This is a genomic window from Pseudoalteromonas sp. TAE79 (genome assembly GCF_000498015.1).
Classification (GTDB): Bacteria; Pseudomonadota; Gammaproteobacteria; order Enterobacterales; family Alteromonadaceae; genus Pseudoalteromonas.
Window position 1 is genome coordinate 1 of sequence record NZ_AUTL01000268.1, and the last position, 21642, is coordinate 21642.

Consider the following 21642-nt stretch of genomic DNA (forward strand, 5'->3'; position numbering starts at 1 on the left):
AAGGATGGCTTAAGTTACAAGCCATCCTGGAAGGCTACGATTTAGCAAAATCTCTTGAGTCAGACTTGTGATCAAGAGACAGCTTTTTAAGCGCCTTTTTTAATGCCTATTGAATAAGTCACTCCGTTTATAAATTACTTAAACTTTTTTACATACCTAAGCGTTATAAAGTTAATAATGGCAAGTAAAATTGCTATTTCGTAGCGGCTGTACGCTACGGCTATACCAATTAAACCCATATTCCAAATACTTGCTGCGGTTGCTGTGCCGGAGGTTGATTTGTTATTTTTCAAAATTGCGCCACCGCCAATAAAACCAATACCAGTAATGATGCCTTGCAACATTTTTGATTGAGCTTCTGCGCCATCTAAAACCGACATAGCAATTAATGCATACCCACACGATGCAACAGCAACAAGAGGAAAGGTACGAAGGCCTGCGCCATCATTACTACGCTCTCTGTCGTAAGCCATGGGTAGTGCAAGTAGGTATGCAATACCTAAGTGTATTAAGTTATCGATGATTTCATTCCACTGTAAATCAATTTCCATGATCTTGCCTTTTTAGTTAATCTTAATAACTAGCTAGCAATCTGTAAGCCATTTATTTAATATTTTAAATTCAGTAATTTAGGTTTGCCTTTATTTTTATTTTGCCTGGCTTGGTAATAGTTACACTACTATTTTACTATTTTACTATTTTACCAAGTAGTTAGTTTGATATCGCTTTTGAATATCCATATTCTTTTACTTATATTAAAGGTAATTATGTACATCACTTGCCTTTTAAAAAACAATAAATACAGTCACTAAACTTGAAAAAACCGTGTGACTACTGTGCGTTAGCAAACTCTGATGATTCTGTCGTTTTGGTTATACGCCAATTAAGCGGCGCAAATAAAACATATACTTGGAGTTTATACGCCTGGTCGTTTGCGTTGGGATTTTATGCTTGCGTATTATTAGTTCAAAATAACGAGCCTTTAAATCACAGCGTTGCGATTGTAGGTGCATTCCCTTTTTTGATTATATATTTACTGCAATTAATTGGTTTTGTTAAGGAGTTTATAAAAAAGGAAGTGGATGAGTAATGTGCTTTGTTTAACACCGTTAAAATTTGAAATTTAAAATTTGATTTTATTTTACAAGGTCAGCATGCTCTAAATAAGCTTATGGGTAGAGCCACAGCAAGCAGGGTAATAAAAGGCGAGTGAATACTGATGCAAGTAAGGACGTTTTTTTAATAGTTTAAAATAATGTGTAGAGGGTTCTCTACACATTATTACTACAAACAATAATATTGTTATGCAGACAAATACTGATGATGAAATACCAAGTGCTGATCAATAAAGCTACTGATAAAAAAGTAACTATGATCGTACCCGGTTTGCATTTCTAGGGTCAGTGGGTAGTCTTTTTGTTTTGCAACAGCCACTAAATTTTGTGGTTTTAATTGCTCGTCTAAAAAGTTATCGGCATCGCCTTGGCTCACTAACATTGGCAAGTAGTTACTTTGCTCAGCTTTAGCCATTAATTTGCAGCTGTCGTATTGTGCCCATGTTGTTTTATCGGCTCCTAAATAACCCGTAAACGCTTTAACGCCCCATGGGCAATTAATAGGGTTTACTATAGGGCTAAACGCCGAGGCACTAACATAATCCTGTGGGTTTTTAAGGGCGATCATCAACGCACCATGGCCGCCCATTGAATGACCACTAATTGCTTTTGTGCTAGTCACTGGAAAGTGCAGCTCTATAAGCGCGGGTAATTCATTCACTACGTAGTCGTACATATTAAAGTGAGTGTTGTAAGGGGCTTGTGTCGCGTTAACATAAAACCCAGCGCCTTGAGCAAAATCGTAGCCGTTTTCGTTAGGAACATTATCCCCACGAGGNTGTCGGGTGCCACAATAGCAATACCTAGCTCTGCTGCTTTTTTAAATGCACCGGCTTTTTGCATAAAATTTTCGTCGGTACAGGTTAAACCTGATAGCCAATAAAGTACCGGTACTTTGTTTGTTTCACTTGCACCTGGTGGTAAAAACACCGCAAAGCGCATAGTGCAATGTGTACTTGTTGCAGGGTGAGTATATTGCTTATGCCAACCACCAGCTACTTTTGTACTTGAGATATTCTCTAACATAATAATCCTTAAAAGCCGCAAACCTTTAGGTTTTACGGCTTTTTATTAAGTCGTTTACTAAGTGCTTATTAGTAATGAATTACTGTACGAATACTTTTACCTTCGTGCATTAAATCAAACGCTTCGTTAATTTGTTCAAGGCTCATTGTATGAGTAATAAAGTCGTTTAACGCAAATTCACCCGCCATGTAGCGCTCAACTATTTCAGGTAGTTGCGAGCGACCTTTAACGCCACCAAATGCACTACCACGCCATACACGCCCAGTTACCAGTTGGAACGGACGGGTTGATATTTCTTGGCCTGCACCGGCTACACCAATAATTACCGACTCACCCCAACCTTTATGACAACACTCAAGCGCAGAGCGCATTACATCAACATTACCAATACATTCAAACGAGTAGTCAACGCCACCGTCAGTCATTTCAACAATCACTTCTTGAACAGGCTTGTCGAAATCTTTTGGATTAATTAAATCAGTTGCACCAAGTTTTGTCGCTAAATCGAATTTAGTGGTGTTAATATCAACACCAATAATACGTCCAGCGCCTGCCATTTTTGCACCAATAATGGCAGATAAACCAATACCACCAAGGCCAAAAATTGCTACTGTGTCGCCAGGTTTTACGTTTGCAGTGTTTGTTACTGCGCCCATACCTGTTGTTACACCACAGCCTAGTAAACAAATCTCTTCTAAAGAGGCTTCTTTATTTACTTTAGCGAGTGAAATTTCTGGAAGCACTGTGTACTCAGAAAACGTTGAGCAACCCATGTAGTGGTATATTGGTTGGCCGTCTTTAAAAAAGCGTGTTGTGCCGTCTGGCATAAGGCCTTTACCTTGAGTTTCGCGCACAGCAGAACATAGGTTAGTTTTACCAGAAGTACACATTTTACAAGCGCCACATTCAGCAGTGTATAGAGGAATAACATGATCCCCAACTTCAACACTGGTTACGCCTTCGCCAATTGCGTATACAACGCCTGCGCCTTCATGGCCTAAAATAGCAGGGAAAATACCTTCAGGATCATCACCTGATAAAGTAAATGCATCGGTATGACATACACCAGTAGCGGTAATTTTTACCATTACTTCGCCTTTTTTAGGCATCATCACATCAACTTCTTCAACGCTAAGTGGTTGATTAGGACCCCAAGCAATAGCTGCTTTTGATTTAATAAATTCTGACATGTGTTTATCCTTTGTAGTGGTTAGATAATAATTGTAGACCCAATTTGCTTGGGTAATGTAGCTATTGTATTTGTTTCTCAAACAATGATAATCTCAATTTTATTAAAACACTTTTACAGCATGGTAATAATGACGCGTTGGAATGGAATAGATGAGTTTATAGCTGTAGGGGAGGAGGGCAGCTTTACTGCGGCTGCAAAAACGCTTGGACTTTCGGTTGCGCATATTAGCCGCCATGTTACAGCGCTTGAGCAACGTTTAAATACCCAGCTTTTAACCCGTACAACCCGTAAAGTGGTTTTAACCAAAGAAGGCGAAGTGTACTTACATCAAATAAAGCACTTACAACACGCTATGGACGAGGCAACTCAAGGTCTTGCTCAGCAACAAAGTACACCAAAGGGTAAAATTAAGCTCACAGCCCCTGTTATGTATGGGGAAACGTTCATTATGCCCATAGTGCATAATTTTATGAAGGATCATCCCGAGGTAGAAGTTGTTGCCACACTAAGTAACGAGCAAGAAAACTTATTAGAGGGCGGATTTGATTTAGCCATAAGGCTAGGGCACTTAAAAGATTCGAGCTTAAAAGCGCGTAGGTTAAGTGCGCGGCGTTTTATTATGTGCGCGGCACCACAGTATTTAACGCGATTTGGTGAGCCGCATACTTTAGGCGAGCTAAACAGCCATGAATGTTTAATTGGGAATAGTAGCTACTGGCGCGTAAACGAAAATGGGCGCGATAAACACTTTAAAATAGCAGGGCGGCTACAGTGTAATAGTGGTTGGGCGCTGGTGGATGGCGCAAAAAAGGGGCTCGGTATTGTACAACTCCCAGACTACTACATTGAAAACGAAATTAACTCAGGGCAATTGGTGCCTATTTTAACACCCTATCAACCACAGCAAGAAGGGGTATGGGGCGTATATCCACCAAGGCAGTTTGTGGCGACTAATGTACGGGTATTGCTCGATTATTTAGTTAAAGGGCTGAAAGCTTAACCGCGAATTAATGGTTAAGCATGTATTGCTGTAAATATAGCCAAGTATCAGATTTTTAAATTATTTCTTACATTTTACGCCATACCCAAAGGCACTTTTTTCGTGCTACTATTGCTCAATACTTTTACGATAAGTGTTAAAAATAATATGTTTCAACCGGTTAGCTTATTTATAGGGCTTAGATATAGTCGCTCATCTAAAGGAAATGCGTTTATATCGTTTATTTCGTTTTTTTCTATTGCCGGTATCGCTATTGGTTTAATGGCATTATTCACGGTAAGCAGTGTAATGAACGGGTTTGAAAATAGCCTAAAAACCAATATGCTTGGACTTATTCCGCATGTTGAAGTTAGCGCAGGTAAAAACACTGCCACCCAAATGGGCAACCTTAAAACCGATCTCGAACAATCTCCTTATGTTGATCATGTAAGCTTATATCGCCACGGCGAAGCTATTTTGCAAACAAATAAAGACTTGCACGGCGTTTTACTACAAGGCCTTTATAACGATAGTGGTTCTTTGTATAAAATTACCGATAAAATAGTGCAAGGCGATTGGAAAACTGTATTAAACAAAAATTACAACATTGCTATAAGCCGTTATTTGAGTCGTAAATTAGGCGTTAGCGTGGGTGATAAGCTTCGCGTTATTATGCCTAATGCTTCAACATATACACCTCTTGGGCGAGTACCCAGCCAGCGTTTATTTAAAGTAGCCGCAATATACGAAACCGGATCTGAGATAGATATGGCACTTGCGTTTACGAGTGGCGCTTCGCTACAACGGGTATTAAAGCTGGATAAAAACACCGCCCCAAATTTAAGTGTTTCATTGCACGAACCTTTCGAACTAGATGAATTTATTGAAGCAAGCCAACGTATTTTAAAAGATCACAATTACAGTGATTGGCGCAGTACCCAAGGTACTCTATTTGCAGCCGTTGCTATGGAAAAGCGCATTATGTCTATGTTGCTTGCCCTCATTGTATTGGTGGCTGTATTTAATATTGTATCGGCATTAACCATGATGGTAAGCGAAAAACAAGGTGAAGTAGCCATACTACAAACGTTAGGTTTAACACCTTCGCAAGTGCAAAAAGTGTTTATGGTGCAAGGCTTATATAACGGCGTAATTGGTACCGCAATAGGCGCATTTTTAGGTGTAATATTTAGTTTATATATAAATGAGCTACTTGCATTAGTGGGCTTAAACTTACTGGCGGGTATAGAGCTTCCGGTAAAATTTGATATTTTGAGTTTAGTACTAATAGCGTTTGCCAGTATTGCTATGAGCTTTTTAGCTACCTTATATCCTGCGCGTAAAGCCGCAAAAGTAAAACCAGCAGAGGTATTACGTTATGAATGATTTAGTGATTAGTTGTGAAAATTTAAGTAAGGTTTATCAAGACGGCAGCAACCAAGTTGAAGTATTAAAAGGCGTTGATTTAGCGCTTCAGCAAGGTGAAATGCTCGCTATTGTCGGGAGTTCTGGCTCTGGTAAAAGTACGCTTTTACACATACTTGGCACATTAGATACCGCAAGCTCAGGTAGCGCTAAAATTAAAAACCAAGAAGTTGCAAAACTTTCGCGAACAGAGCAAGCCGCATTTAGAAACCAAAATTTGGGCTTTATCTATCAATTTCATCACTTATTAATGGAGTTTAGCGCAGTTGAAAACGTAGCTATGCCATTATTAATTAAAGGCTTGAGTGCAAAAGAAGCCAAAGCTCAAGCGCTCGATATGCTCGAAAAAGTCGGCCTTGCACATCGCAGCTCGCATAAACCGTCTGCGCTTTCTGGTGGAGAGCGCCAACGTGTGGCAATTGCCCGCGCACTGGTTACTAAACCTGCGCTTGTGCTTGCTGATGAGCCAACGGGTAATTTAGATAAACAAAATGCGATTAAAATTTACGATTTAATAAATGAGCTTAACCAAAGCTTAAACACGAGTTTTGTGGTAGTTACACACGATTTAGAACTTGCCGATAAGCTAGGCAAAATAGCTTATTTAGACGATGGAAAACTAGCTATTAAAGAGTCGCAGCATGTTGCTTAGTGCATTTTTAAGTAAACGTTTTAGAGCCTATTCAGGCCACAAAGATGAAAAAAACGGCTTCGTTAGTTTTATCGCTAAAGCGTCGACTATTGGTATTTTATTAGGTGTCGCGGTTTTAATTGTGGCGCTGTCGGTAATTAATGGTTTTGAGCAGCAACTAGTACATAGATTGCTAAGTGTTGTGCCGCAGGTTGAATATGTAGCACCAAGTAGACCCATTGCAAATTGGTCGCAAAAGGTTGAGGATTTACAAACACAACTTCACGTAACAGGGGCTGCGCCATTTATTGCCGTTAACGGAATGGCGCAATATAAAAGCCAGCTAAAAGCGGTCGAAATTAGAGGTGTTGAGCCATCGCTCGAGAGTAATGTATCGGCGGTAAATCAGTTTGCCAGTGGTAAGTTAGTGAGCCAGTTAGGCCTTGACGATGTAATTTTAGGTAAGCAAATAGTAAAACAGTTAGATGCAAAAGTAGGCGACAACATTACGTTACTTATTCCGCAAATAGGCCAAAAAGGTCAGTCATTATTAGCGCCTAAACGAGTAAGACTTAACCTTGCAGGTGTTATAGAAATGGGCGGCCCCATTGATAGTACAGCTGCGTTTATACATCTTAATAAAGCGCAGCAAACATTGGGTTACGATGAAACTCAAGTAACAGGGCTGCGGTTAAGTGTTGATGATGTGTTTTCGGCGCACCAAATAGCGCTAAAAGTGGGCCAAACTATTGACGACTACGTGTATGTTTCCAGTTGGTTTAGAACCCAAGGCAGCCTTTATCAAGATATTCAAATGGTACGTACCATTGTTTATATTGTGGTGTTTTTAATTATAGCGGTAGCCAGTTTTAATATTGTGTCCTCCTTGGTAATGGAAGTACGCGAAAAACAAGGCAATATCGCAATTTTAAAAACCATGGGCGCGAAAGACAGTACTATTTTAGCCACCTTTGTAATGCAAGGCTTAATGCAAGCATTTGTAGGCGTGGCACTAGGAACACTAATTGGTGTGGTATTAGCGCTTAATATAAGTGAGCTTTTTACGTGGATAAGCCAATTATTTGGAGCCAATCCACTTGAGGGCGTTTATTTTATAGAGTTTTTACCAAGTAAATTAGTACTTGAAGACATTGGTATTACAGTGATTGTTACGTTTGTGCTTGCGATACTTGCTACCATTTATCCTGCATGGCAAGCAACACGCGTAGATCCTGCCAAGGTGCTTGGTAACTAGGTATAAGAAGCTCAGATAAAAATTAATAGGGTGGTATTAGTAAACCTGTTAAACTAGGTGCTTATTTAAAATTAAGCAATAACTGCTTGGTTGCTATACCTCACTTTGGGATTTACTTTGACTAATAACGATATTTTACGCCGCATTCGCTACACTTTTAACTTAACTGATACTGCTATGGTCAATGTTTTTGCATCAGCAGAGCATACGGTCACCAAAGAGCAAGTAATTGCATGGTTAACTAAAGAAGGTGAAGAGGCTTTTACCCCAATAAGTGATACTGAGTTTGCTAGCTTTTTAAATGGGTTTATTAATACCCAACGTGGCAAACGCGAAGGTGATCAACCAGAGCCTGAGAAAAAGCTAAACAACAATATTATCTTTATGAAGCTACGTATTGCTTTAAATATGAAAGCAGAAGATGTTATAGCAACACTTGCACTTGTTGATTTTGATTTAAGTAAACATGAGTTAAGCGCATTTTCTCGAAAAGTAGATAACAAACATTACCGTGTTTGTAACGATCAAATATTACGTTTGTTTTTAACTGGCGTACAAAAGCAGCACCGTCCAGAAGAGTCTGCTGAGTAACTGGCTTTAGCTAATTAGCTTTTATTTAGTGGGTTTTTGCGAGCGCAATGCAGTATAAAACCCATTAATTGTTATATTTTTAAACAAACCCATACCTAACCTAATACTTCTAAAACTCCCTTTTGAAAATATAAAAATTCGCTTGGCACTGTTCCGCTTTTAAATCTGTGAATTTAAATTCACCTTTAATAAATAAAAATCAAACTTTCAATCAAAAATAATTCACGTAGCTCGCGTTAAACATCTCAATTTTTCATGCTAATGTAATAGTTAATTATATTAAATTAAGACCTTAAAGCATGAATCATAAACTTGATTACGTTTACTTTAACATCTGATAAATACTTTTATTATTAACACGGAAGAATAATTATGAATTATATCCATAGCACAATCGCACAATTAAAAACTAGTAGTCCTGCACAATGCGAGTTTTATCAAGCTGTTGAAGAAGTACTTGAATCACTCGAACCTATCTTGGAAAACTCAGAAAAATACAAAAAAAATGCCATTATACAACGCTTAGTTGAGCCCGAACGCCAAATTATGTTTAGAGTTCCTTGGGTTGATGACGAAGGCAATATTCAGGTAAATAAAGGCTACAGAATTGAGTTTAACTCTGCACTTGGGCCCTATAAAGGTGGCTTACGTTTTCACCCAAGTGTGAATGCCAGCATAATTAAATTTTTAGGGTTTGAGCAAATATTTAAAAATGCTTTAACAGGTTTACCGATCGGTGGTGGTAAAGGCGGGGCAAACTTTGATCCAAAAGGGCGCTCAGATGCTGAAATAATGCGTTTTTGCCAATCATTTATGAGTGAGCTCTATCGCCATATTGGCCCTACAACCGACGTACCCGCTGGAGACATTGGAGTCGGGGCTAGAGAAATAGGTTACTTGTTTGGTCAATATAAGCGTTTGACTGGGCGCTATGAAGGTGTTTTAACAGGTAAAAGCTTATTGTGGGGTGGATCGCTTGTACGAAAAGAAGCCACGGGATACGGCGCTGTTTATTTTGCTGACTATATGCTGCAAGCGCGCGGCGATAGCCTGCAAGGTAAGCGCTGCTTGGTTTCGGGCGCAGGTAATGTTGCTATTTATGCCATTGAAAAGCTTTATCAAATGGGGGCAACACCAGTAAGTTGCAGCGACTCTCGTGGCACTGTGTATCATGAATCGGGTATAGATTTAAATCTTATTAAATGTTTGAAAGAGCAATCGCGTGATTGCTTGAGCGTATATAAACAAACTCACCCCGATGCTATTTATATTTCTGTAAATGACTACCCTAAAGATGGGCACGCTGTTTGGCGCTTTAATGCTGCCGCTGCTTTTCCGTGCGCCACACAAAATGAATTAACACAGGCGGATGCAAGCGCATTATTATCCGGCGGTTGTTTATTAGTAAGTGAAGGCGCAAACATGCCTTCAACAAAAGAGGCTATTGATTGCTTTATTGCTGCAAAAATTGCGTATGGACCAGGTAAAGCGGCCAATGCCGGCGGCGTTGCAACAAGCCAATTAGAAATGGCACAAAATGCGAGTATGCAAAGTTGGACCTTTGAAGAAGTTGACGAAAAGCTAAAACAAATTATGAAAAATATATTTGTTACCGCCAACGATACCGCTACAGAATTTGGTGAGCCTGGAAATCTTTTATTAGGCGCTAACATTGCAGGCTTTAGGCGCGTCGCCGATGCAATGATTGAGCAGGGCGTCGTTTAATATTAAAGCTGAACAATAAGGCTTTACTATAATGTGATTTTAAAACTAGCCATAAAATTGAGTATATTATGGTTAGTTTTAAATATTAACGCCATTAGTGAACTATAACTCTATAAAGCTGAGCCATAACAGCGTAGGATCAAGTTACTTTCGAATGAAAATTAGGTTTGCACTTTAGGTGCATTAACATATAAAAATTATGCAACTAACTGCAAAACCATCACTTCCTAATGCGTTACTTATTTCTATTAGCACACCACAATTTAAAGGTGACGAAGCAACAGAGTCGCTCGCAGAGCTTGCGCGTTTGGTGACTACGTTAGGATTTAAAGTAGTAGGTACGCAATCGCAAAAGCAAAGCTCAACTCAAAAAGTTAATGTACTGGGCTCAGGAAAACTAGCTGAAATAGCACACCTTACCGGCAATAAAGGGATGGTTGAAAACGAGCAAGAAGATGATTTACTTGATGAAGACCCTTTAACCGAAATATCCTCAGAAATTCCATCAAACGATTTAGATTTTGCATGTGCCGATGTAGTGGTATTTGACTGCGATTTAACGCCTTCTCAACTGCGTAATGTTGAGAACCAGCTGGGTGTAGAAGTATTTGATCGCACCGGTATTATCATTGAAATATTTAGTCGTCATGCGCGTACTAAAACTGCAAAATTACAAGTTGAAATTGCTCGCCTTAATTATGTCGCGCCACGGCTGCGTGAAACATCAACAGGTGATAAAGAACGCCAAATGGGTAAAGGTGCGGGCGAAACCACACTTGAGCTTAATCGCCGTAAGGTGCGCGATCAGTTAGCAGAATTAAAGCGCGAACTTGTTAGTGTTCAAGATGTAATGATGGACAGACGTACGCAGCGCTCTGAGCTATTCTCAGTGGCTTTAATTGGTTATACCAATGCGGGCAAGTCATCAATGATGCGCGCAATTACAGGTAGTGATGTAGAAGGCGAAAACAAACTCTTTGCAACGCTAGATACCACTGTTCGCGCGCTGTATCCAATTACGCAGCCACGTATATTGGTTTCAGATACGGTTGGTTTTATTAAAAAATTACCTCATGATTTGGTTGCTTCATTTCATTCAACGCTCGCTGAGGCACATGATGCGTCGTTATTGTTGTATGTTGTAGATGCTTCAGATCCTTCTTTTCGCTCACAGCTTGAAGTAGTACATAAAGTACTGGCAGAAGTTGGGGTAGAAGGTAGCAAAAAATTATTAGTACTGAATAAGTCAGACCAATTAAGTACTGAGCAGCAGCAGTCGCTAATGGATGAGTTTCCTGATGCGATGATGACCTCTACGCGTAATCCAGATGATATTAGTAAACTGCACAAATACATTATTGGCATTGCTCAAGAGGACATGATTGAAGAAGAGATTGTTATACCGTACACAGCCAAAGGTGTTGTGGGCGAAATCCGATCGAGTATGAGTGTTGTTAAAGAAGAATATGAATACAGCTATATTAAATTAACAGTGCGCTCGAGTGCGATTGATTTAGAACGTTTAAAAAAGAGAATGTTGAATTTATAATAAATTCAGTACATAAAAAGCACAGCCAATTGGCTGTGCTTTTTAGTATTAGTCCTAACATACGTAAATTTAACGCTGCTAGCTCTGAACATAGCTCTGAGATAAATTCCCTATCCAGAGCCTCAGTTACTTAAAGACGAAACTAGGAAAAAGCGTTGTCGCTTAGCTCTTCTTGCATTTGCTCGCGCATTTTAAATTTTTGCAGTTTACCTGTTACTGTCATTGGGTAGTTTTCTACAAAGCGGATATGTCGTGGCATTTTAAAGTAGGCTAGTTTGTCTTTTAAAAACTCACGAATTGCTTGCTCATCAAGCACAGCGTCTTCTTTTGGTTGGATCCAAGCGCACACTTCCTCGCCATACTTTTCATCGGTTATACCAAATATGGCAGCATCTTGAATGCCAGGGTAGGTGTAAAGTACTTCTTCTATTTCTCGAGGGTAAATGTTTTCGCCGCCGCGAATAATCATATCTTTTATACGCCCAACAATCGTGACAAACCCTTCTGTATCCATGACACCTAAATCGCCAGAGTGCAGCCACCCTTCGTCATCTATAGTGGCTTTTGTTTTAGCTTCGTCATTCCAATAGCAGCGCATTATGCCTGCACCTTTACTACACACTTCGCCAGGTTGACCAATTTTTTGAATGTTACCCAGCTCGTCAATTATTTTAACCTCGGTATGAGCAAGGGCGCGGCCAACCGTCGTTACTTGCCGCTCAATTGAAGAGTCTGTTTCGGTAATGTTGTTTATGGGGCTGCACTCGGTTTGCCCGTAAGCAATCAGTACTTGATGCATGTTCATTTGTGTTTGTACTTTGCGCATTACTTGCTCTGGGCATGTAGAGCCTGCCATTACACCCGTGCGTAAAGTGCTTAGGTCATAATCGGTAAAATTACTCAGCTCAAGCTCACTAATAAACATAGTAGGTACACCGTGCAGCGCTGTACATCCTTCTTGTTGAACTACATCGAGTGTGGTTTTTGCATCGAACGAATCACTAGGATAAATGGCTGCTGCACCTTTACTAACACACAATAAGCTACCCAATACCATTGCAAAGCAATGATATAACGGGATAGGGATACATAACTTGTCATCGCTCGTAAAGTGCATAGATTCGGCGACGAATAGCGCATTATTTAAAATGTTTTTATGAGTGAGCGTTGCGCCTTTTGGGTTACCTGTTGTGCCTGATGTAAATTGTAAATTGTAAATTGTATATTGATGTCTTGCTCAGCATTTAAGTTTGCACCTATTGCTTTTAATTCAAGCTCATGTGCTGATGTTGGCAAGTTAATAACATCATTAAAAGAGTACATACCAGGAGATGCTTCATCGCCAATGCGGATTATATTTTTAAGAGTGGGTAGTGCTTTTAAATTAAGTGTGTCTTTATCGCAAGTTGCAAGTTCTGGCGCTAAAAAATTAAGCATTTCTAAGTAATCACTGCCTTTAAAATTTGATGCTGTGATCAGAGTAGAGCATTCAACACTATTTAAAGCATATTGTAATTCGTTAGGACGATAGGCCGGGTTGATGCACACCATTATTGCGCCAATTTTTGCCGTTGCAAATTGGGTTAAGCACCACTCAATATTATTAGGAGACCAAATACCAACGCGCTCACCTGGTTTTACGCCAAGGGCAAGTAACCCCTTCGCAAGCTGATTAACTTTTTTTTGAAATTCTTTATACGTTAATCTAATACCTTGGTGATGAACTACAACAGCTAACGCCTCTGGGTTTTGTCGACAATAAAGTCAAAGTACTCGCCTATAGTTGAATTTGTTAAAGGTGTGCTTTGTATACCTTTAAAGTAGCTTTGAGCTAACGGAAAGTGATTTATTTTCTCTACTTCTTTTACCGCAATAGTGTGTGTGTGCATTGCTCTCTCCATGAAAATGTGTGTGAGTTATGTAAACTACAAAGTTAAAATAAACACATATTGTCGACAAAGAGAAGTGCAGTTAGACTAATGTATTATTAGATTAATAAAAGCTAATACTACTTTTTAGACACAAAAAAACGCGTCTTACAATGTAAGTACGCGTTTTTAAACGAGTAATGAGTTTACATTTCGTCGCTGCGGTATGTTTTTTTCATGATGTAAACGTAAGCGTTTACAAAAGCATTTTCTTGGTACTTTTTAAGGCCTGTTTCTTCAAAATCAATAGGGATGGGGTTGCGTTTTAACTGCTCTTTAACTTCAGTTGTAGTAAATAAACGTACATCTAAGTTGTCGATTAATTGAATTGCAGTTTCCATTTTAAAGCCTTTTGCACTGCCAGCAAATTTACCTTTAGGCTGACGCTCACGAATTGCAACAGAATCAATTTGGTAATCTTGCATTAATTTTGCAAAATCGAATTGAAATTTACGCATTACTTCAGTGTCGTTACCGTTACCTAAGGTAAAGCGTGTTTGGCGCACATCGCGAATATCAAATACGTCATTATCTTTACTTAAAATACAAAGTAGTACATCACTACCGGTAATTTCTACACCACATGTTCTCATGTTTATTCTCTAAAATAACTTAATTACGCAGTATTATACGCAACGCACATTAAAATGCGAGTGTGGGTATAGTTGTAGGCGCGTAATTAATGCATTGATGCTTTTATATTTTAATAAAATGATTTTTTTGCTTTAAAAGCTACATTTTGTGGATAAAACGGGTGGATTTCACCCCTTTAAACTTGTAATTAAATGCGCGGCACGCGACAATATATCTTTGTAGTTGAATAGACTCCTCATCTACATATATTAGTCAATGCTTATTCGTAAAAGCGTTGTCGAGTCATTCTCATTTAATTTATTAAAAATACACGTGATACATTGTAGGTGTCACCACTGTAGCAAGGATTTATAATGCCAGTTATTACTCTTCCAGACGGAAGTCAACGTAGTTTTGAAAACCCTGTAAGCACGCTTGATGTTGCAAACGACATTGGTCCTGGTTTAGCTAAAGCGACCATTGCGGGCCGTGTAAATGGTGACCGTGTTGATGCATGTGATAAAATTTGTGAAGACTCTCGTCTTGAGATCATTACCGCTAAAGACGACGACGGACTTGAAATCATTCGTCACTCTTGTGCTCACTTAATCGGTCATGCAGTTAAGCAACTTTTCCCAGACGCAAAAATGGCAATTGGTCCTACCATTGATAACGGTTTTTACTACGATATCGATATGGAACACTCATTATCACAAGATGATCTTGAAGCAATTGAAAAGCGTATGCTGCAACTTGCAAAAACCAACTACGACGTAGTGAAAAAAACAGTAAGCTGGCAAGAAGCACGCGATACATTTGAAGCGCGTGGCGAAACATACAAAATAGAAATTTTGGACGAAAACATCGCTAAAGATGACCGTCCTGGGTTATATCATCACGAAGAATATGTAGACATGTGTCGTGGACCTCACGTTCCTAACATGAAATTTTGCCAAAACTTTAAAATAATGAAAGTGGCGGGTGCATATTGGCGTGGTGATTCAGAAAACAAAATGCTACAACGCATTTACGGCACCGCGTGGGGCGATAAAAAGCAACTTAAAGCGTATTTAAAGCGCCTTGAAGAAGCTGAAAAACGCGATCACCGTCGTATTGGTAAAGCGCTTGATTTATGGCATTGGCAAGAAGAAGCGCCAGGCATGGTATTTTGGCACAACGATGGTTGGAGCATTTACCGCGAGCTTGAAGAATTTGTACGTGAAAAATTACGCGAATATGAGTACGAAGAAGTAAAAGGTCCAATGATGATGGACCGTTCACTTTGGGAAAAATCAGGTCACTGGGAAAAATATTCAGAAGCAATGTTTACCACTGAGTCTGAAAAACGTGAATACGCAATTAAACCAATGAACTGCCCTGGTCACGTACAAATCTTTAACCAAGGTTTAAAATCGTACCGTGATTTACCACTTCGTATGGCTGAATTTGGTTGTTGTCACCGTAATGAACCATCAGGTGCACTACACGGTTTAATGCGTGTACGTGGCTTTACACAAGATGACGCTCACATTTTCTGTACTGAAGAGCAGATAATGGACGAAGTGTCAGCGTGTATTAAGATGGTTTATGATACATATGAAACATTCGGATTTGAGAAGATTGTAGTTAAGCTATCTACTCGCCCAGAACAACGCATTGGTGAAGACCATATGTGGGATAAAGCAGAGCTTGCTTTAGCTGATGCACTTAAGCTAAACGATATTGAATTTGATTATCTTCCGGGCGAAGGCGCGTTTTACGGTCCGAAGATTGAATTTACTTTGTACGATTGTTTAGACAGAGCGTGGCAGTGTGGTACAGTGCAATTAGACTTTGCATTACCGGGTCGTTTAGGTGCTACTTATGTGGCAGAAAATAACGAGCGTCGTACACCTGTAATGATACATCGTGCTATTTTAGGTTCTATTGAACGCTTTATTGGCATTTTAACTGAAGAGTACGCTGGTTTATTCCCAACGTGGCTTGCGCCTAAGCAAGTGGTAATTATGAATATTACCGATAAACAGGCTCCTTATGTTAAAGAAGTTGTACAAAAATTAAATAAACTTGGAATTAGAGCCGCTGCTGACTTGAGAAATGAGAAGATTGGCTTTAAAATCCGTGAGCATACACTGAAGCGTATTCCATATTTACTTGTTGTTGGCGATAAAGAAGTTGAACAGCAAGAAGTAGCAGTGCGTACTCGCACAGGTGAAGACCTTGGCAAATTTAATGTTGATGATTTTGTAGCTAAAATTAGTGAAGAAATTAAAAATCGACAGTAAAAATCGAGCGTGTAAGGCATTAACAAACAGCCATTTACACGCTTATATTATTGATATTCTTGGAGGAACGTACTATTAGAGGCGGCAAGAAAGGGCAACAAACAGCTCAAAAAAATCGTATTAACGAAGAAATTACAGCGCAAGAAGTTCGTTTAATTGACATTGAAGGCGAACAAGCTGGAATTCAGTCATTACAAGACGCGCAAACTATGGCCGATGCAGCGGGTGTTGATCTTGTTGAGATCAGTCCAAACGCTGAGCCGCCTGTTTGTAGAATCATGGACTACGGTAAGTTCATCTTTGAAAAAAGCAAAGAACTAAAAGAGCAGAAGAAGAAGCAAAAGCAAATCCAGATAAAAGAAATCAAATTCCGTCCTGGTACGGATGAAGGTGATTATCAGGTTAAGCTTCGCAACTTACGTAAGTTCTTAGAAGCTGGCGATAAAGCTAAGATTACTATCCGCTTCCGTGGTCGTGAAATGGCTCACCAAGAAATTGGTATAGAATTATTAAACCGTATCAAAGCCGATTTAGAAGAGCTTGCAGTAGTTGAGTCTTTCCCAAATCGTGTTGAAGGCCGCCAAATGGTTATGATGATGGCGCCTGTTGCTAAAAAATAATTTTTAAGCGATAATACGCACCGAAATTAGCTCAGGTCTGCAAGCAATATGCGAATATTCACCTGAGTTAACCGGTCTTAAAGCAAGATTGCGGCATTTATGTTGGGTCTTCACCGGAACATGGCAGTAAGTTAGGCCTAAAAGTGGAGCTATAGAAATATATCTCACGCCTGCTTACTAATTTAAAAGCAATACAATTGGAGTTATTGCAATGGCTTATAAGCTAAAAAGTCACAGTGGCGCTGCTAAGCGTTTCAAAAAGACTGCTTCTGGCGGTTTCAAGCGTAAACAAGCGCATCTTCGTCATATTCTGACTAAGAAAACTTCTAAGCGTAAGTTACACCTACGTCCTAAGATGATGGTTCATAAAAATGACCATGGTCTAGTTTCACGTATGTTACCGTTCGCTTAATAGGGGTTTTTAGAAATGGCAAGAGTTAAACGCGGCGTTGTCGCACGTGCACGTCACAAAAAAGTTTTAAAACAAGCAAAAGGTTACTACGGAGCACGTTCACGTGTTTACCGCGTAGCTTTCCAGGCTGTTACTAAAGCGGGTCAATACGCTTACCGTGACCGTCGTGCGAAGAAACGTACTTTCCGTCAATTATGGATTGCACGTATCAATGCTGCTTCACGTCAAAATGGTCTGTCTTACAGCCGTTTTATCAATGGTCTTAAAAAGACTTCTGTAGAAATCGATCGTAAGATCCTTGCAGATATCGCTGTTTACGACCAAGTTGCATTCGCAGCGCTTGTAGAAAAAGCAAAAGAAGGCCTAGCCGCTTAAGCTTTTTTATATAAGTATTAAAAAGGAGCCTATGGCTCCTTTTTTTGTGCCTGTAATTTAGTAACTTAAACCAATGAGTAATACCAATTCGCTTAATTAAAGGATCTATTTTGAGAGCGTAAAAACGTATTGATAGCTAGGCAAAAAATTCGCTATTTAGTTGTTCTCGGCAATTGCTTCTGCATTGCTCTACCTTCTGCATCCATGCAGTCGTAAATGAGAGTTTTTTAACGCAGGTAGCGACATGTTTAGCCCCGCAAAATGATTAAGTATTACTGCGGATTGGTATAATATTTAATAAGGTTATAAAGCCTAAAAATACAGGTGCGAATGAGTGAGATGTATTTGGCTGCATTTTTTTGTTGAATCACCGCAGTTTCCTCATTATAAAAAATTTAGTTGATATAATTTATATAATTAAGGCGTTTGTTAGAGAATTTTATGTTTGCAAGTTTACTAATTTTATCTGCAAGTGTGGCGTATGACGCACACTTACCTCCACTCATTGAGTGGCAGGGGAAAAGCGTAGAGCTTTTACAAAAACAAGGGCCGTTAACTACTGACTTCGAGTTATCTGCAGGTGAAGCGTCGCCCGATTATGCAAATACAATGGCATTTGTAGATAGGTTAGTTGCTGCAAACCCTACTCAGTTTCAATCTCAAACCATTGGCTATAGTAATAGTAAGCGTGCAATAAAAATGCTAATTGCCAGTGAGCAAGGTTTTTTTGAAGCAAGGCAAATGGCTAATAGCACTAAGCCAACTATTTTTATCCAGGCAGGAATACATTCTGGGGAAATAGACGGTAAAGATGCCATGTTCATGTTACTCAGAGATATAGCGACGGGTAAGCGCCGTGACATTTTAAAAAAGGTAAACATATTATTTATTCCTATTTTAAATGTAGATGGTCACGAACGTAGCAGTGCATTCAATCGCATTAATCAACGGGGCCCTGCAAAAATGGGCTTTAGAACAAATGCTAATAACCTTAATTTAAATCGTGATTTTACTAAATTAGATACCCCAGAAGTTAGAAGTGTTTTAAAGGTTATTAACGACTACAACCCAAATTTATACATTGATGTACACGTTACCGACGGCGCAGATTACCAATACGATGTGACTTATGGTTACAATCCGGTATTTTCGAGCGAATCGCCTGCGGTATCGGATACATTAAACCAGTTTTTTAAACCTCTCATTGACGATACGCTAGCGAAGCAAGGACACATCCCAGGACCACTTGTTTTTGTTATGGATAAACGCGACTTTAAAAAAGGGTTAGCGGGATGGGTTGCTACGCCACGTTTTTCAAATGGTTGGGGGGATTTAAAGTCATTGCCGACTATTTTAGTCGAAAATCATTCATTGAAGCCTTACAAGCAACGTGTATTGGGAACTTATGTATTTTTAGATGGTGCTATTACTGCGCTATCAAAGCACAGTCATGAATTAGCTAATGCAGTAAAAAAAGAACAAGAATTTGTTCCTAAACAGTTAATTGTAAAGCGTGGCTATGCCAAACAAGCAGATACTATTGCACAGTTTAAAGGCATTGAATATTCATCAAGCATGAATTCACTTTCGGGTCAAAATGAAGTGAAGTATTTGGGTAAAGCACATACATATACTGACTTATCTATTTATTGGCAAAAAGATGTACAACATACAGTTGAAGTACCTAAAGCTTTTTTTATTCCGCCTGTATATCGCAATATAATTAAGAAACTAAAGTTACATGGTGTCTCTATTAATAAACTTGAAGGGGCAAACACACAGCCTTTGAAAGTTGCAAAGGTGGCAGACTACACGTTTGATAAAGCACCATTTGAAGGGCGTTTTAGAGTATCAGCAACTTTTGATTACGTCCCTGCTATAAATGTAGATTTAGATGGTTGGTACCAAGTAAATACCCAACAAAAAGCAGGCGAATTAGCGGTTCATTTATTGCACCCTGAAGCCCCTGATTCATTTTTTGCGTGGGGTGAGTTTAATACTATTTTTCAGCGTACTGAATATATGGAAAACTATGCGCTAATTCCGTATGCACGCCAAATGCTAAAAGATAACCCAAAGCTTGCGCTTAAGTTTGATGAAAAACTTAAAGATAAATCATTCGCGAGTGACGCAGAGGCACGATTAAATTGGTTATATGAGCAAAGTCCATTTTATGATCAAGCGTACTTAAAGTATCCAATACTTATGTCATTCGAAGAAGAAGTTGTTATCCCGGATCAAAAAAGTAAAGAAATTTAATATGCAAATTATAACCATACTCGTCACTGCATTTGCACAAAATAGTCGTATTATTTGGTGTAGTGAAACTAAACAAGCCGTAGTCATAGACCCAGGTGGCGACCCTGATAAAATAGTAGCAGCCCTTAATGAGCATAAACTAGCATTAAGTGCTATTTGGTTAACGCACGGGCATTTAGATCATGTGGGTGGGGCTGATATTTTACGTAATCAATTTAACGTACAAATTATTGGCCCACAAAAAGATGAGCACTTCTGGTTTGAAAACTTACCTATGCAAGCACAAATGTTCGGGTTTAAACCCATTGAGCCTTTTTATCCGGATATTTGGCTAAACCATAACGATACCGTGAGCGTAGGTAAACTTAGCTTTTTAGTGAAGCATTGCCCAGGGCATACACCTGGTCATATTGTGTTTTATCAACAAGAGAATGAATGCGTTATTGTAGGTGATGTTATTTTTAAAGGCTCAGTAGGGCGCACTGACTTCCCTAAGGGGAACAGTGAACAACTTATAGAGTCGATTAAGACGCATATTTTAACCTTACCTGATAATACTAAAATACTGGCAGGACATGGTAGCGACACTACGGTGGGATTTGAAAAGAAAACAAATCCTTTTGTGAGTGGTAAGTTTGGTTAAGTTACTTATTTTAAGTTTACAAACTGCATAAACATCGCGGATTCAAATCTGAAGTGCATAACGTTTAGGCGGCTTTAGCCGCCAAGTGATCCTGCATCAATTTTGCAGGCGTTTCAAATCCAAGTGTCTTCCTCGGACGATTATTAAGTTGCTCAAGTACTGGTATAACCTGCGCTGGTGTTACCGCCTTAAAATCTGTGCTCTTCGGCCAATACTGGCGTAGTAATCCATTCGTGTTTTCATTCAATCCGCGCTCCCATGAGTGATAAGGGTGAGCAAAATAAACAGGAACACTTAAAGCCTCTGTGATTTGCTCGTGATAAGCGAACTCTTTTCCATTGTCAGCCGTGATGCTATGAAGCGCTGACCTATATGGCCTTAATAGTTCTATCGTCGCCGCAGTGACGGCTTGTGCTGTTTTGCCTGCCACCTGCGTTGATACAGTGAATTGGGTGACCCGCTCTACAATGGTAACAAGGGCGCCTCGATGACCTTTACCTATGACGGTATCTATTTCCCAATCTCCGATACGACCTTTCTCATCAACTATTTGTGGGCGTTCTTCAATGCTAACGCGATTTTTTATTTGCCCTCGGTTTGTTTTACCATGACTGCGCTTGTGATATTTCTTACCGTGTCGGCGCAGATGTAGGTATAACTCACCACCTGCTTTTTTATCTTCCCAGATATACAGATAAATGCGTTCATGGCTGACAGACCGTTCACTTTCTTTACGCAACCATCCCGTTATTTGTTCAGGGCTCCACTTCTCATTAAGCTTCTGGGTAATTAAAGCCATCATTTCAGGTGTCATCTTAAGCGGTTTTCTTACACTTCTTCGGCGAAACAAAGCCCGCTCATGAGCTTGTTTGTGTCTGTAACCTCGCTTACCTGTATTTCTAGAAAGCTCTCTTGAAATCGTAGATTGCGATAAATTAGTTAGCTCAGCAATACTTTGTTGCGTAAAACCACTTTTCTTTAGAACGGCGATCTGGCATCTTTGCGCATAGGTCAGTTGTTTGTAATGTCTCATTGTAAAATCTCTTGCCGGAGAAAAAG

At 39.4% G+C, this 21642-nt stretch carries 18 protein-coding genes and 2 pseudogenes; 14 read left to right on the forward strand and 6 right to left on the reverse strand.

Features of this window, described 5'->3' with window-relative positions:
* Positions 1 to 134: 134 nt before the first annotated feature.
* Positions 135 to 551 carry an MgtC/SapB family protein gene (locus L655_RS0121535; protein ID WP_024590122.1) on the reverse strand — a complete coding sequence of 139 codons (417 nt, stop codon included), beginning with the start codon at positions 549 to 551 and terminating at the stop codon, positions 135 to 137.
* A 263-nt stretch (positions 552 to 814) separates the two neighbouring features.
* Between L655_RS0121535 and L655_RS0121540 the strand changes: the two genes are divergently transcribed.
* Positions 815 to 1090 (forward strand): BCCT family transporter, encoded by a 276-nt coding sequence (locus tag L655_RS0121540; protein ID WP_024606243.1) that lies wholly within the window; start codon positions 815 to 817, stop codon positions 1088 to 1090.
* A gap of 212 nt (positions 1091 to 1302) precedes the next feature.
* On the opposite strand, the pseudogene fghA reads toward L655_RS0121540, so the two are convergent.
* Together fghA and L655_RS0121550 are read right to left on the reverse strand one after the other, a co-directional pair.
* Positions 1303 to 2141: pseudogene (gene fghA / locus L655_RS01000000126005) on the reverse strand (S-formylglutathione hydrolase).
* Positions 2142 to 2209: 68 nt separating this feature from the next.
* Positions 2210 to 3331 (reverse strand): S-(hydroxymethyl)glutathione dehydrogenase/class III alcohol dehydrogenase, encoded by a 1122-nt coding sequence (locus L655_RS0121550; protein ID WP_024606244.1) that lies wholly within the window; start codon positions 3329 to 3331, stop codon positions 2210 to 2212.
* A 129-nt stretch (positions 3332 to 3460) separates the two neighbouring features.
* On the opposite strand from L655_RS0121550, the gene L655_RS0121555 reads away from it, so the two are divergent.
* The 7 genes from L655_RS0121555 to hflX all read left to right on the forward strand — a co-directional run bounded on the left by L655_RS0121555 (position 3461) and on the right by hflX (position 11488).
* Positions 3461 to 4333 (forward strand): LysR family transcriptional regulator, encoded by an 873-nt coding sequence (locus L655_RS0121555; RefSeq protein WP_024606245.1) that lies wholly within the window; start codon positions 3461 to 3463, stop codon positions 4331 to 4333.
* A 147-nt stretch (positions 4334 to 4480) separates the two neighbouring features.
* A complete protein-coding gene (locus tag L655_RS0121560) occupies positions 4481 to 5698 on the forward strand; it encodes a lipoprotein-releasing ABC transporter permease subunit (protein ID WP_024606246.1) in 1218 nt (405 codons plus the stop codon).
* Positions 5691 to 6389 (forward strand): lipoprotein-releasing ABC transporter ATP-binding protein LolD, encoded by a 699-nt coding sequence (lolD, locus tag L655_RS0121565; RefSeq protein ID WP_007375330.1) that lies wholly within the window; start codon positions 5691 to 5693, stop codon positions 6387 to 6389. The genes L655_RS0121560 and lolD overlap by 8 nt, the downstream gene beginning before the upstream one ends.
* On the forward strand, positions 6379 to 7623 hold the full coding sequence (locus L655_RS0121570; protein ID WP_024606247.1) for a lipoprotein-releasing ABC transporter permease subunit: 1245 nt from the start codon (positions 6379 to 6381) through the stop codon (positions 7621 to 7623). The genes lolD and L655_RS0121570 overlap by 11 nt, the downstream gene beginning before the upstream one ends.
* 117 nt (positions 7624 to 7740) lie before the next feature.
* Positions 7741 to 8214, forward strand: a complete 474-nt coding sequence (locus tag L655_RS0121575; RefSeq protein WP_024606248.1) for a DUF1456 family protein — start codon at positions 7741 to 7743, stop codon at positions 8212 to 8214.
* 372 nt (positions 8215 to 8586) lie between these two features.
* Positions 8587 to 9939 carry an NADP-specific glutamate dehydrogenase gene (gene gdhA / locus L655_RS0121580; protein ID WP_024606249.1) on the forward strand — a complete coding sequence of 451 codons (1353 nt, stop codon included), beginning with the start codon at positions 8587 to 8589 and terminating at the stop codon, positions 9937 to 9939.
* Between the two features lie 199 nt (positions 9940 to 10138).
* The gene (hflX, locus tag L655_RS0121585) at positions 10139 to 11488 is read left to right on the forward strand and encodes a GTPase HflX (RefSeq protein ID WP_024606250.1); all 1350 of its coding nucleotides are present in this window, start codon (positions 10139 to 10141) and stop codon (positions 11486 to 11488) included.
* A gap of 142 nt (positions 11489 to 11630) precedes the next feature.
* Here the strand turns inward: hflX and L655_RS01000000126010 are convergent.
* A pseudogene (locus tag L655_RS01000000126010) lies at positions 11631 to 13377 on the reverse strand (AMP-binding protein).
* Between the two features lie 185 nt (positions 13378 to 13562).
* Positions 13563 to 14009, reverse strand: a complete 447-nt coding sequence (locus L655_RS0121595; RefSeq protein WP_002960715.1) for a DUF3010 family protein — start codon at positions 14007 to 14009, stop codon at positions 13563 to 13565.
* A 354-nt stretch (positions 14010 to 14363) separates the two neighbouring features.
* Here L655_RS0121595 and thrS point away from each other — a divergent pair, with 354 nt between their 5' ends.
* From thrS to L655_RS0121625, 6 genes are all read left to right on the forward strand, one after another.
* Entirely contained in the window at positions 14364 to 16274 is a 1911-nt protein-coding gene (gene thrS, locus L655_RS0121600) for a threonine--tRNA ligase (protein WP_024606251.1), read from the forward strand.
* A gap of 59 nt (positions 16275 to 16333) precedes the next feature.
* Positions 16334 to 16894 carry a translation initiation factor IF-3 gene (gene infC / locus L655_RS0121605; protein WP_002960714.1) on the forward strand — a complete coding sequence of 187 codons (561 nt, stop codon included), beginning with the start codon at positions 16334 to 16336 and terminating at the stop codon, positions 16892 to 16894.
* A 211-nt stretch (positions 16895 to 17105) separates the two neighbouring features.
* Positions 17106 to 17306, forward strand: a complete 201-nt coding sequence (rpmI, locus tag L655_RS0121610; RefSeq protein WP_002960713.1) for a 50S ribosomal protein L35 — start codon at positions 17106 to 17108, stop codon at positions 17304 to 17306.
* Between the two features lie 15 nt (positions 17307 to 17321).
* A complete protein-coding gene (gene rplT / locus L655_RS0121615; protein WP_002960711.1) occupies positions 17322 to 17681 on the forward strand; it encodes a 50S ribosomal protein L20 in 360 nt (119 codons plus the stop codon).
* A 441-nt stretch (positions 17682 to 18122) separates the two neighbouring features.
* The gene (locus L655_RS0121620; protein ID WP_024606252.1) at positions 18123 to 19940 is read left to right on the forward strand and encodes a M14 family metallopeptidase; all 1818 of its coding nucleotides are present in this window, start codon (positions 18123 to 18125) and stop codon (positions 19938 to 19940) included.
* A 1-nt stretch (position 19941) separates the two neighbouring features.
* Positions 19942 to 20583, forward strand: a complete 642-nt coding sequence (locus L655_RS0121625; protein WP_024606253.1) for an MBL fold metallo-hydrolase — start codon at positions 19942 to 19944, stop codon at positions 20581 to 20583.
* A gap of 64 nt (positions 20584 to 20647) precedes the next feature.
* Here L655_RS0121625 and L655_RS0121630 read toward each other — a convergent pair.
* A partial coding sequence (locus L655_RS0121630) for an IS30 family transposase (RefSeq protein ID WP_241764482.1) occupies positions 20648 to 21642 on the reverse strand: 995 nt, incomplete at its 5' end.

Bases quoted from the DNA above. Each gene is read 5' to 3' on its own strand.
- L655_RS0121535 (WP_024590122.1), bottom strand. From the start codon at position 551: ATGGAAATTGATTTACAGTGGAATGAAATCATCGATAACTTAATACAC.
- L655_RS0121550 (WP_024606244.1), bottom strand. From the start codon at position 3,331: ATGTCAGAATTTATTAAATCAAAAGCAGCTATTGCTTGGGGTCCTAAT.
- L655_RS0121555 (WP_024606245.1), top strand. From the start codon at position 3,461: ATGACGCGTTGGAATGGAATAGATGAGTTTATAGCTGTAGGGGAGGAG.
- L655_RS0121560 (WP_024606246.1), top strand. From the start codon at position 4,481: ATGTTTCAACCGGTTAGCTTATTTATAGGGCTTAGATATAGTCGCTCA.
- lolD (WP_007375330.1), top strand. From the start codon at position 5,691: ATGAATGATTTAGTGATTAGTTGTGAAAATTTAAGTAAGGTTTATCAA.
- L655_RS0121570 (WP_024606247.1), top strand. From the start codon at position 6,379: ATGTTGCTTAGTGCATTTTTAAGTAAACGTTTTAGAGCCTATTCAGGC.
- gdhA (WP_024606249.1), top strand. From the start codon at position 8,587: ATGAATTATATCCATAGCACAATCGCACAATTAAAAACTAGTAGTCCT.
- hflX (WP_024606250.1), top strand. From the start codon at position 10,139: ATGCAACTAACTGCAAAACCATCACTTCCTAATGCGTTACTTATTTCT.
- L655_RS0121595 (WP_002960715.1), bottom strand. From the start codon at position 14,009: ATGAGAACATGTGGTGTAGAAATTACCGGTAGTGATGTACTACTTTGT.
- thrS (WP_024606251.1), top strand. From the start codon at position 14,364: ATGCCAGTTATTACTCTTCCAGACGGAAGTCAACGTAGTTTTGAAAAC.
- rpmI (WP_002960713.1), top strand. From the start codon at position 17,106: ATGGCTTATAAGCTAAAAAGTCACAGTGGCGCTGCTAAGCGTTTCAAA.
- rplT (WP_002960711.1), top strand. From the start codon at position 17,322: ATGGCAAGAGTTAAACGCGGCGTTGTCGCACGTGCACGTCACAAAAAA.
- L655_RS0121620 (WP_024606252.1), top strand. From the start codon at position 18,123: ATGTTTGCAAGTTTACTAATTTTATCTGCAAGTGTGGCGTATGACGCA.
- L655_RS0121625 (WP_024606253.1), top strand. From the start codon at position 19,942: ATGCAAATTATAACCATACTCGTCACTGCATTTGCACAAAATAGTCGT.